Genomic DNA, 11,948 nt, shown 5'->3' on the forward strand with positions numbered 1-11,948 from the left:
CTTGAGCCGCTGGCGGTGCGGAATGAGTTCGCCGGCGCGCGGGTCGTCGGTTCGGTCCTTCAGGCCGGCTCGATGCGCGACCTGCATCAGCACTTCGCGCCGCCCGCGCCGGTCATCGTGCCGCGGCAGCTTCCGTCCGGGCCCGCCTGGTTCGTCAACCGGGTCGCCGAGCTGGCCGAACTGGACGCCGTCCTCGCCGACGCGTCGCAGCGCGTCCGCCTCGTCGTGGTGAGCGGCCTCGGCGGCGTGGGCAAGACGGGCCTCGGGCTGTACTGGGCGCACCGGGTGGCCGCCGCGTTCCCCGACGGGCAGCTCTACGCGGACCTCGCCGCGTTCGCGCGCGGCGGCGGCACCGACATCGACGATGTGCTCAGCGGCTTCCTGCGGGCCTTCAGCGTGCGCGACGAGTGGATTCCTGACGCGTTCGCCGAGAAGCGCGCGCTGTTCCGCAGCCTCGTGGCCGACCGGCGTGTGCTCATCGTGCTGGACGACGTCGCCGATGCCGCGCAGGTGCGCGCCCTGCTGCCCGGTTCGTCCGACTGCGTGGTGCTCGTGACCAGCCGGCACCGCCTGACCGGCCTGGTCGTGGACGGCGCGGTTCCGCTCCGGCTGGAGCCGCTGGAGGCGGCCCGGGGCGTGGAACTCCTCGGCCGGATGCTCAGCGACGCGCGGGTGGACGAAGAGCGGGAGGCCGCCGCCGAGATCGTCCGGCAGGTCGGCGGGCTGCCCCTCGCACTCCGCGTCTGCGGCGCGCGGCTGGCGCAGCGCCGGCGCGGCCTCGGCCGGCTGGCCGCCGCGCTGACCGACGAGCGACGCCGGCTGTCCCAGCTCTCCGCCGAAGGGAAGCCCGTCGTGGAGGCCGTCTTCGACGCCGCGTACGCCGGCCTGGACCCCCGTGCCGCCGCCCTCTACCGGGGGCTCGGCGCCCATCCCGGGCCGGAGTTCCCGCTCGACGTCCTGACCGTCGTCACCGGCGGCACGCCCGACGACGCGGCCGACGTCGCCGACGTGCTCGTGGAGGCGAACCTGCTGGAAGTGCTGGGCGAGGACCGCTACCGCTTCCACGCCCTGGTCCGTCTGCACGCCGAGGCGCTGGCCGACGCCGGGCGGGCCCGGCCGATCATCGCCTGGTACCTGGGCCGCGCCCGCGCCGCCGACCACGCCGTTCTCGGCCGCCGCCTCCGCCTCTTCGAGGAACCGGTCGAGCAGGTCTTCGCGTCCCGCCGGGACGCCCTGGCCTGGCTGGAGCGGGAGCGGGCCAACCTGGTCGCGGCGGTCCGCGCGGCGGCTCTGCTGAGCTGGGATTCCACCGTCTGCCAGTTCGTCGAGGCGCTCTGGGCGTTCTACAACGACCGTTTCCACCACGCCGACGAGATCGAGGTGGCGCGGCTGGGCGTGCAGGCCGCCGTCCGGCTCGGCGACCTCCCGTTCGAGGCGCGCGCCCGCAACCAGCTCATCCGCGCGCGCCTGCGCGCCGGGGAGGACGTCGCCGCGGCCGATGTGCGCGCCGCCTACGACGTCGCGCGGCGCAGCGGGCACCGGCGCGTCGAGTCCGCCGTGCTGGAGACGGTCGGCCTCGCCCACCGCGCCCGCGGCGACCATGACGCGGCGCTCGGCGCGTTCGAGGAGGCGCGGGAGATCAACGCCGAGCAGGACAATCCGCGCGGCATCGGCCTGCAACTCCTGCACGCGGGCATCGAACTGCGTCTCGCCGGCCGGGCCGGCGCGTCGGCCGAGCGGCTGGGCGAGGCGCTGCGCGTCATGACGGAGATCGGCGACGAGCTGAGCCAGGGCAAGGTCCGGATGGAGCTGGGGGAGGCCCTGATCGTGCTCGGCCGGCTGCCGGAGGCCCGCGCCGAACTCGCCCGCGCGCTGGACGTCATGACCGACGGCGGGCTGCCCGACCGTCAGGTCCGCGCGCTGGAACTGCTCGCCCGCGCGTCGACCGATCCGGCGGAGGCCGAGCGGTTCCGCCGGGCCGCCGAGGTGGCCCGCGCCTGACCGCGCTTCACGGCGGAGCGTCCGCGGCGCACTCGACGCCGATGTCGCGTCCGCCGACTCGGACGTGCAGGACCGGATCGGCCGGGCGGTCGAACAGCGTCGCGACGTAGACGGCCGAGGCGCACAGCGCGGGGTCGGCGCCCCGTGCGCGCAGGACGCGGCCGTCGCGGAAGTGCAGCCGCACGTGCCCGCCGGCGAGCGCGGCGGCGGCGAGCGCCGCGCCCGGACGGGCCGCGAGCGTCGCGGCGGTCCAGTCCGCCGGGTCGGCGAGGACGTCCTCCCGGACGAGGACGGCCGCGCTGTTGAGCAGTCTGCGGTCCGTCTCGTGGGCGGTCACCACGAGGTGCGGTTCCTCCAGTTCGTCGCGGCGCACGGCGGCGGGGTAGCGGACCAGTTCGACGCCGGGTCCGGCGGCGCGTCCCTCGACCGTCAGCGCCGTGACGCGGCGCTTCTCCGCGACGGGCGCCGGCACGGACGGCACGGCGGGCGGGTCGGCCGGAGGCGTCAGGCGCAGCGTCCGGTAGAGCGCCGAGGCCAGGTTCGCCATGGCCTCGCCGTGGTGGGTGAGGATGTCCCCGGGCAGGCGGGGCGGGTGCAGCGCGCCGAGCTGGGCGTGCAGTGGCCGCGTCCGTTCCAGGCGGGGGCAGGCCGCTCGCAGCGCCATGAGCGGGGAGGCGGGATCGAGTTCGGCGTCGCCGAAGGCGGCCAGGAGCACCGGACGGCCGAGCGCCGCGCCGTAGTAGGTGACCGAGCCGTGGTCTCCGATCAGGTCGTCCGCGGCGACCAGGGCCGCGCGCCAGCCCTCTTCCGGCGGGATCAGCGCGAGCCCGGCCTCCAGCGCGTCCCGCAGCCACGTGCGGATCTGCGGCGCGCCGTAACGGCCCCAGATGTTCGGATGCAGGACGAGCGCGACCCGGTGCGCGTCGACCGGCAGGTCCGCGACCCAGCGGCCGAGCGACCCGACGTGCGCGGCGAACAGCGAATGCGGTCCCCACGTCGAGCTGACGACTGTGAGCCGCTGGCCCGGCGCGACGCCGAGCGCGCTCCGGTAGACCTCCCGCAACGGCAGGCTTCCCACGATCCGGTCGAAACAGGGATCGCCGACGACCGCCGCCCGTCCCACCGCCGCCGGACACGACCGCCGCAGCCGCTCCAACTGCTCGGGATGCGACAGCGCGATCAACGCCGGCACGGGCCTGCCCCAGCGCGTGAGCTGACGCGGCGCCAGTCCGGACGCGACGTCGCGGCGCCCGGTCGCCGAGGGCACGATCCGGTTGTGCCCGGCCCCGTGCGGCATGATCACCAACGGGGCGCGGAGCCGGTGCAGGGCGCCGTTGGACGTCGCGGCCACCGCCAGGTCGAACCGCTCGCGCGCGGCGTCCCGCCAGGGGATCACCGGCGCCCCGTACTCGCTCAGGAACCGTCCGGCCCCGGGGGAGAACGCCGAGCCCTCGTGCAGGGTGAAGGCGACCTCGACGCGCCGGTCGCCGTCGAACACCGTGAGGGCGTCCAGCACCCGCGTCGCCGAGGTCAGCGTCCGCGCGACCGCGAGGACCCGCCGCTCAGTGCCCACGGTGTCCCACGGGGACCGGCCCCGTCCCGCACGCGACTTCCCTCTGAACACGACCGTCCCGCGCTCGACGCCTGGCGCATCACCCTACCGCGCAAGATCGCCGCAGACCCCTCGGCTTCGCCCCTTCCGGACGCCCCCGGCGGGCGGGCCGCGTCCGTCCGGGGTGAGCCGGCGCCGCCGCCGGCTCTTCGCGCTGCGGTCGGGCCGCTGGGACGCGGATGTCGGGCGCGAGGTGTTCGTGCATGATTTCGAATGTTTTCCAATAATTCGAATCATGTGCCACTATGTGACGTGTGTTACTGCCGCGTGCCCAGGTCGCGCGGCCCGTGGTCGGAGGTTTCACCATGCAGAAGTCGCCCGAGTTCGACGTCGTCCAGATCGGGTTCGGTCCGGTGGGGCAGGTCAGCGCCGCGCTGCTGGGGCAGGGCGGGCACAGCGTCGGCGTGTTCGAGCGGTGGCCGTCGGTGTATCCGCTGCCGCGCGCCGGCCACGTGGACCACGAGATCATGCGGATCTTCCAGGGCATGGGCGTGGCCGGGGACGTGGAACGGCACGCGATCCCGATCCCCGACTACGACTGGTTCAACGGGGACGGCAAGCTGCTGCTGCACATGGACTGGGACGTGCCGACGCCTTCGGGCTGGAAGTCGGACTACCTGATGTACCAGCCGTACATGGAGGACGCTCTCATGGGCGCCGTCGCCCGGCACCCGAACGTGGCGGTCCACCACGGCTGGCAGGCGGTGGAGATCGTCCAGCACCCCGGGCACGTCGAGGTGGTGCTGCGCGAGGGCGAGCGGCGGGACGAGGGCTGGACGCCGACCGGGCGGACGCGGACCGTCACCGCCCGCTACGTGATCGGCGCGGACGGCGCGGCCTCGTTCACCCGTTCCACGACCGGCATCGTCTGGGAGGACTTCGGGTTCGAGGAGGACTGGCTGGTGCTGGACGTCCGTCCGCACGACCCGGACCTGCGGATCGACATGCCGGACGCGGGGCAGATCTGCGACCCGGCCCGTCCGGTGTCGCCGTTCCGCTGGCTGGGACGTGAGCACGCCCGGTGGGAGTTCATGCTGCTGCCGGGCGAGACGGCCGAGGAGATGACCCGTCCGGACAAGGCGTGGGAGCTGCTCGCGCGCTGGGACGTGACGCCGGAGAACGCCGACCTGATCCGCCGGACCGTCTACACGTTCCGTTCGCTGCTGGCGGCGTCGTTCCGCGACCGCCGCGTCCTGCTGGTGGGCGACGCGGCGCACCTGATGCCGCCGTTCCTCGGGCAGGGCATGTGCTCGGGCGTGCGGGACGCCGCGAACCTGGCCTGGAAGCTCGACCTGGTGCTGCGCGGCCGGGCGCCGGAGACGCTGCTGGACTCCTACACCGAGGAGCGCCGCCCGCACGTCGAGCGCATCATCCGCACCGCGATCGAGCTGGGCAAGGTCGTCTGCATCACCGACCCGGACGCGGCGGCGGCCCGCGACGCGGCGTTCCTGTCCGGGCAGGTCCCGCCGCCTCCGCCGTTCCCGTGGCTGGAGCGCGGCGTCCTGCAGGGCGGCGAGAGCAGCGGCCCGGTCGGACGGCTCGGCGTGCAGGGCCGGGTGGCGCGCGGCACGGCGGTGGGCCGCGCCGACGACGTCATCGGCGGCGGCTGGACGCTGCTGGTGCGCACGGCGGGCGCGCTGGACGCCCTCGGCGCCGCGCGGCGCGCGTTCCTCGCCGGGCTCGGCGCGCACGTCGTCCACGTCAGCCCCGCCCCGCTGGCGGCCGGCTCGGCCGTGGACGTGGACCTGGTCTACCGCCGCTGGTTCGACGCGCTCGGCGCGGACGCGGTGCTGGTCCGTCCGGACTTCTACGTCTTCGGCACGGCGACCGGCGTCGCGGCGCTGCCCGCGCTGGTGGACGAGCTGCGCGCCCGGCTCGAGGGGACGGCGGCGTGACCGAGCCTCCTTGGCGCAAGGAGGCCGCGGCGCACCAGCGGGCGATGCCGATGCAGCGGCTGCTCGGCAACGGCATGGACTACGCCGACGCCGTCGCCCTGTACGCGGCCGTGGACGGCGGCGAGCCCTGGCCGGACGCCGCGGCCCGGCTCGGCGCGGCCGGCGCCGCCCGCGCACGCCGGGCGCTGGCGGCCGGGCACCGGCACTCGGCGCTCGGCTGGTTCCGCCGCGCGTCGGCCTGCCACCGCTTCGGCCAGGTGCCGTTGCCGGACGCCGATCCGCGCAAACGGGCGATGTACCGGGACCTGATCGACACCTACGGGGCCGCCGGGGAACTGCTCGACCCGCCGCTGGAGCACGTCCGCGTCCCGCACCGGGACGGGACGCTGGCCGCGTGGCTGCACCGCCCGGCCGGGGTCGTCCGTCCGCCGGTGGTCCTGCTGTTCGGCGGCTTCGACGGCTGGCGCGAGGAGTACGACACCGCCGCCCGCGCACTGGTACGGCGCGGCCTGGCCGTCCTGCTCGCGGACGGTCCGGGGCAGGGCGAGTCGCGCCTGTTCGGCGGCGTCCACATGGACCTCGACGATCCCGACGACGTGTGCGCGGCGCTCGGCGCGTTCGTGACCGTCGCCGAGAAGCATCCGCTGCTCGGCGGGCCGACGGGGGTGTGGGGCAACAGCATGGGCGGCTACCTGGCCGCCCGCTTCGCCGCCCGCGACGCCCGGGTCGCCGCCGTCTGCGTGAACGGCGGCACGGACCGTCCGGCCGAGATCCTGGACCGCTTCCCCCGGTTCGCCGCCAAGGTCCAGCTCCTCTACGGCACCCCGGAACCCGAACCGGCCGTCGCGGCGCTCCGCCGCTGCGTCCTGACGCCCGACCTGCTGGCGTCGGTGACGTGCCCGTTGCTCGTCCTGCACGGCACGCCCGACCGGATCTTCCTCATCGAGAGCGCCCACCGCGTCTACGACGGCGTCCGCTCCACCGACCGCACCTTCCTGGAGTGGGAGGACGGCGACCACTGCATCTACAACCACACCTACGAGAAGCACACCGCCGTCGGCGACTGGTTCGCCGAACGCCTCGGCGCCCTGTGATTTTCGAAAGTACGGTTCTGTTTCGCTGCCTGCTAGGTTGGCGGGCATGGCGAAGCGCGAGAACGGCGAGACCCGCGCCGAGGAGGTCCACCGGCGGCTGCGGGACGACATTCTCGGCGGCCGGCTCGCCCCGGGCGAGCGCCTGAAGTTCTCCGACCTGTGCGCGCGGTACGGGACGAGCGTCGGAGCGGCGCGCGAGGCCCTGGCCCGGCTCGCCATCGAGGGCTTCGTCCGCAACCAGTCGCACTACGGGTTCATGGTCGTCCCGCTGTCGCACGAGGACCTCGCCGACCTGACGACGGCGCGCATCGAGATCGAGCCGCTGGTGTTCCGGCTGTCGATCCGCGACGGCGACATGGCATGGGAGTCGAGCGCGGTCGCGGCCCACCACGTCCTGGAACGGACGCCGTTCTTCGGCCCCGACAGCGTCGACCATCCGTCCGACGCGTGGACGACGGCGCACGCGGCGTTCCACCTCGCCCTGCTGGACGGCTGCGGCAACCGGCGCCTGCTGAACACCGCCCGCAGCCTGCGCGAGGAGGCCGAACTGTACCGGCAGTGGTCGGTGTCGTTCGGCCAGGAACGCGACCGCGACATTCCGGGCGAGCACCGGGCCCTTCTGGACGCGGCCATCGCGCGCGAAACCGATCTCGGCGCCGAACGCCTGCGCGACCACATCGCCCACACCGCGCGCCTGCTCATCCGCGGCGCCACCGACGCGCACCTCGGCGAGCCGGTCCGCTGATCAACGCCGCCTTGCCCGTCCGTTGCCTTCAGCATGACGCGCGCGGGGCAGGACCGGTGCGCAGCGTCCCAGGCGGCCGGAGGAAATGCCTTGACGGAAACCACCGACTCCGACGAGATCCGCGGCCTCGTGGCTGCTTACGAAAAGGCGCTGCGCGAGTCGGACGCAGGAGCGCTCGCCCGCATGTTCGCTCCGGACGGGACGTTCTTCCCCTACGACCTGCCCCCGTCGACCGGCGGCCAGATCGAGGGCACTTTCGGGACGGTCTTCGACACGATCGCCGTCGACGTCGTCTTCCATATCGAGCAGATGGCGATCGACGGTGACCTGGCGTACGTGATCTGCACGTCCGACGGCACCGTGACGCTGCTGGCCGAAGACCTGACCACCCCCGAGGTCGATCGCGGGGTCTTCGCCCTGCGCCGCGTCGCCGGACGATGGCGGATCGCCGCCTACATCTTCAACCGGACCCCCACCTATGGAGCAGTGGCCGGCCCGATGGAGGACGGCTGATCGAGCCGACGCGATGGCCTGGCCCCCGGCCGGGTGTTCCCGGCGTACCGCCCCGCCCGGGGACCCGCATGGACGGCACCTCGACTCGGAATCGTCACCCGAGGTAAGCAAGATATGTCTTTCGGGTAAGGAGCTTCGCCCTACCGCCGTGGCCTGGGAGGGGAGGTGATCATTTCATGCGGGCGGCATCGGATTCGAGCAGTCGGCCGGTCGTGATGTTTGCGCCCCGGGCTCAGCGGCATGGGGTTCGGGGCAACTTGAAAAGAGAGAGCAGAGAAGGTGCGCCGTGGCCGGCGGAAAGACGAGTGGACCCGAACTCGACACGATCATCGCCTCGCTGCCCAGATTTCATCGGGCCGATCGGCCGGCGACGAACCCGCATGCCGCATACGCCGAACAACAGGTGCAGCAGTGGGCTCGGCACTGGAAAGTCGTCGGCCCCGAGCCGGAGTTCTTCCACCGCATTCAATACGGACACTGCGCGGCATTGACGTATCCCAACGCATCACCGGAGACACTGGCCCTGTGCGCCCAGTGGATCGCCTGGGGGTTCATCATCGATGATCAGCACACGCGCGTTCTGAAGCCGACCGCGAGCCAGTGGACGGCCATGATGGGGCGGTTCGAGGCCGTTTTCGCCGGAACGATGAGTCCCGGGACCGGCGACGGCGGGGCGTTCGAGGCCGCCACGGATGATCTGTGTCGCAGAACCCGGGCTGCTCTGACCCCCGGACAGTGGGAACGGTTCGTCGACGGTGTCTGGCTCTTCCTGGAAGGAATGCGGTCGGAGAGTGAATTCCAGAGTGCGGCCCGTCCGTCGATGGGCGAGTACGTCGAGATCCGTCGTAAAACCATCGGCGTGTCCTTCTATGCAGTGCTCGTGGAACTGGAGGAGGGGGTCGAATTACCCGCCCGGGTTCACGGCACCGAGGTGTACCGGGAAATACTGGAGACCATCTCCTGGGTCTTCGCTCTGATCAACGACATCGTCTCCTATCCCGCGGAGAACGCCGCAGGGGAGATCAACAATTTCATCGTGATCGCCGAGAAGTCCTATCGCCTGCCCACGGAGGCGGCGCTGCGCCGGGCGCACGCGGACCTCGTGCGGTCGATGGACAGATTCGAGGAGCTCCGGCGCGACATGCCGCAGGTCCTGGAAAAGGCCCGCGTACCCTCCGGCGATCGAGAGGCGGCCGCCCGCTGCGTCGTCGGCATGACCCATTTCATCGACGGCATCCTCGCATGGTATCCGGAAACGTACCGGTACTCGCATCAGCTCGAGTGCACCGACGGTCAGGCCCTCGAGGACGAGAATCTTCTCGATGGCGCCGGCCGGGAAGACGTGGCGAACGTGCCCGCAGGGGGCTCACCCGGGCCGTCGGCGGCTCCCGCGGCGGAGCCCGCCGTCGGCACCGCACGGACCGCCGCGCGAATACTGGCGGAAGCCAGCGCCTCCGTCGAGCCGGCCCTCCGCGCGGCGATCGACGAGTTGCCCGGCCCGCTGCGGCTCATCGCCGGATATCACGCCGGCTGGTGGGACGCCGAAGGACGGCCATGCGACGCCGTGGGCAAGCGGATCCGCTCCGCCCTCGCTCTGACGTGCGCCGCCGCGACCAGTTCGACGCCGGTAGCGCGGATGGTCTCGGACCCGGCCGCCTCCGTCTTCCCGGCCGCCCTTTCCGCCGGGGTCGCCGTGGAGCTGGTGCATGATTTCTCGCTCCTGCACGACGACGTGATAGATGGGGACCGCATGCGGCGGCATCATGCCACGGCGTGGGTGTCGTTCGGAACCGGCAACGCGATCGTGACCGGCGATGCTTTGCTGATCACCGCCGTCCGGCAGCTTGACTCCGGGCAGGCGATAAAAGTGCTGTCTCAAGCGGTCGCGGATCTCTGCGAGGGCGAACTCGCGGACCTCACTTTCGAGACCCGCGCCGACCCGACCGTGCCGGAGTGCATGGCGACGGCCGAGGCGAAGACCGGCGCGTTGCTCGGCGCCGCCTGCCAGCTCGGGGCGCTGGCCGCGGGCGCCCCCGGAGCGGTGGCCGACGCGTACCGCCGGTTCGGCCGGTGCCTCGGGCTCGCGTTCCAACTGACCGACGACCTGCTGGGGATCGCGGGCGACCCGCAGGTCACCGGCAAGCCCGTCGGCGCCGACCTCGTCGCCCGCAAGAAGTCCCTGCCCGTCGTGGCCGCGTTGACCTCGGGGACACCGGCGGGGAGCCTGCTGACCCGGCTCTACGACCGTCCGGATCGGCTGGAGGGGCCGGAGCTCGCGCGGGCCGTCGCGCTGGTCGAGGAGGCCGGCGGCATGCGGTGGGCGCGGCAGGAGGCCGGGCGGCAGATGGAAGCGGCATTCCAGGCACTCCGACCGGTCGATCCCGAGCCGTCGGCGGCCGAAGACCTCCGCACGCTCGCCGAAATGATCACAAGCCGGGACCGGTGACGACGGGCCGGCGCCATTCCCGCCGTCGGCTCGGTCGTTCACGACATACGCCGCTAACCGCTCAGTTCTACGCTCATCATTCCCATGGTTCAACTATGTCCCTCAAAATACGCATACGGGGGCTGTCGAAAAAGTGTAGTACCTGCGAAATCGGTGGAGTGGGATGATCGGGGGAGCGTCCACGTGGTCCAGTCGGATTGACTGACGGGCACTTCTTGGGCAAACTCAGCCCGTGGTTGACCAGGGCGACCGTGCTTTCGGGCTACGGTCCCGAGGAGGTAGTCGCAGAATAAACGCCTACCGCCCCTAAGGTCTTCAGCCAATACTTGTCCGCCATGGGAATGGTGTTGTGTCAGTCTCATGATCGCTGCCGTCATTATGAGTTTCCTTGCGGGTGTTTGGCTGGGCAATGGAATTCCCCATTTCGTGAGGGGAGTCACCAAAAAGCCCTATCCGTCGGCGCTCGGTAACTCGCCGGTACCCAACTTGATCGCCGGCTGGTTGGCGATTGCGACGACGCCCTTGTTCTTGCTGTTGGTCCACCCGGCCGAACACCCCATCGCCAGTTGGATCAGTGCCATGCTCGGCATGCTCGCGATTGGGATCTTTCATGCAGGGCCAGGCGCTTTCGGCAAAAAATCCTGGTGAACCTGCAGCGAACACGAACGCCCGCCGACCAAGTCGCCGTGTGGGGCGGCTGACGCGCGGTTTCGCGGTGGGTAGGGCGGGTGCCGGGGGGTTGTGCCCATGGGGAAGGCGCTGGTCCTTGGTGCGGGTTCGCCGCCGGGTGCGTTCTGGGAAGCCGGGCTGATCGAAGGGTTCCGCGAGGCCGGCACTGATCTGCGCACCGCCGACCTGATCGTGGGGACGTCGGCGGGTGCGGTCGTGGGCGCGCTGATCGCGCACGGCGCGGACGTGATCGCCGTCATCGAGGACATCATCGGAGCGAGCCGCAAGCTGGCCGAGTCCGGGACGCAGGACATGTCCGAACGGCTGCTGCGCGCGTACGACGTGATGTCCGTCACGTCGCTTCCGGTTCCAGAGCGCCGCAAGCACCTGGGCCGGCTGGCGCGGGGGATCGACACCGGACGGAACGCCGAGCGGCTGGACCTTTTCATCGACCGCCTGCCGTCCGCGCGGTGGCCCGAGCGCGACCTGCTGATCCCCTGCCTGGATGCCGAGACCGGGGAACGCGTGGTGTGGCGGCGCGGCGGCGCGGCGACCCTGCCCGAGGCGGTCCGGGCCGCGTGCTCGATGCCGATGGTCTACCCGCCGGTCGAGATCGCCGGACGGGCGTACATGAGTGCTCCCGTCTACTCCACCACCAACGCCGACCTGGCCGCGGGCTCCCGGCGCGTCGTGGTCCTCGCACCGAGAGGGAACGTGCTGTCGGCGACGGCGATCGACGACGAGCTGGCGTCCGCCGGCCCCGACAGAGCCGCCGTGATCGGCCCGAACACCGAAACCGAAGAAGTCTTCGCCTTCGGAGTGTTCGACCCGAGCACCGGGACGGCCGCGCTCCACGCCGGACACCAGCAGGCCGTCATGGAGACCGGGCAGGCGGAGCAGGTCGCCGAGGTGTGGGGCGACTGACCGCGCGACCCGGATCGTCGATCGGGCGTTAGCGGTGATCGCTGTCTGG

The 11,948-nt window shown here is 72.1% G+C and carries 9 protein-coding genes; 8 read left to right on the forward strand and 1 reads right to left on the reverse strand.

What is annotated here, in order from left to right; all coding sequences use genetic code 11:
• Positions 1–72 precede the first annotated feature (72 nt).
• The gene (locus BTM25_RS22315; RefSeq protein WP_146059110.1) at positions 73–2,001 is read left to right on the forward strand and encodes an NB-ARC domain-containing protein; all 1,929 of its coding nucleotides are present in this window, start codon (positions 73–75) and stop codon (positions 1,999–2,001) included.
• A gap of 7 nt (positions 2,002–2,008) precedes the next feature.
• Here BTM25_RS22315 and BTM25_RS22320 read toward each other — a convergent pair whose 3' ends face one another.
• Positions 2,009–3,574 carry a hypothetical protein gene (locus tag BTM25_RS22320; protein WP_103564947.1) on the reverse strand — a complete coding sequence of 522 codons (1,566 nt, stop codon included), beginning with the start codon at positions 3,572–3,574 and terminating at the stop codon, positions 2,009–2,011.
• A 344-nt stretch (positions 3,575–3,918) separates the two neighbouring features.
• Here BTM25_RS22320 and mhpA point away from each other — a divergent pair, with 344 nt between their 5' ends.
• From mhpA to BTM25_RS22350, 7 genes are all read left to right on the forward strand, one after another.
• Complete coding sequence (gene mhpA / locus BTM25_RS22325; protein WP_103564948.1) at positions 3,919–5,508, forward strand: bifunctional 3-(3-hydroxy-phenyl)propionate/3-hydroxycinnamic acid hydroxylase MhpA; 1,590 nt, start codon at positions 3,919–3,921, stop codon at positions 5,506–5,508.
• A complete protein-coding gene (locus tag BTM25_RS22330; RefSeq protein WP_146059111.1) occupies positions 5,505–6,602 on the forward strand; it encodes an alpha/beta hydrolase family protein in 1,098 nt (365 codons plus the stop codon). Before mhpA ends, BTM25_RS22330 begins: the two co-directional genes overlap by 4 nt.
• A gap of 46 nt (positions 6,603–6,648) precedes the next feature.
• Positions 6,649–7,347: a GntR family transcriptional regulator gene (locus tag BTM25_RS22335; RefSeq protein WP_103564950.1), complete on the forward strand. Its 699-nt coding sequence runs from the start codon at positions 6,649–6,651 to the stop codon at positions 7,345–7,347.
• A 90-nt stretch (positions 7,348–7,437) separates the two neighbouring features.
• Complete coding sequence (locus tag BTM25_RS22340) at positions 7,438–7,860, forward strand: YybH family protein (RefSeq protein ID WP_168212209.1); 423 nt, start codon at positions 7,438–7,440, stop codon at positions 7,858–7,860.
• 286 nt (positions 7,861–8,146) lie between these two features.
• Positions 8,147–10,306 (forward strand): polyprenyl synthetase family protein, encoded by a 2,160-nt coding sequence (locus BTM25_RS30465; RefSeq protein ID WP_235828569.1) that lies wholly within the window; start codon positions 8,147–8,149, stop codon positions 10,304–10,306.
• Between the two features lie 360 nt (positions 10,307–10,666).
• Complete coding sequence (locus BTM25_RS29310; protein ID WP_146059112.1) at positions 10,667–10,954, forward strand: hypothetical protein; 288 nt, start codon at positions 10,667–10,669, stop codon at positions 10,952–10,954.
• 99 nt (positions 10,955–11,053) lie between these two features.
• A complete protein-coding gene (locus BTM25_RS22350; RefSeq protein WP_103564952.1) occupies positions 11,054–11,899 on the forward strand; it encodes a patatin-like phospholipase family protein in 846 nt (281 codons plus the stop codon).
• Positions 11,900–11,948: the final 49 nt, after the last annotated feature.

This window comes from Actinomadura rubteroloni, assembly GCF_002911665.1.
In the GTDB taxonomy this organism is placed as follows: domain Bacteria; phylum Actinomycetota; class Actinomycetes; order Streptosporangiales; family Streptosporangiaceae; genus Spirillospora; species Spirillospora rubteroloni.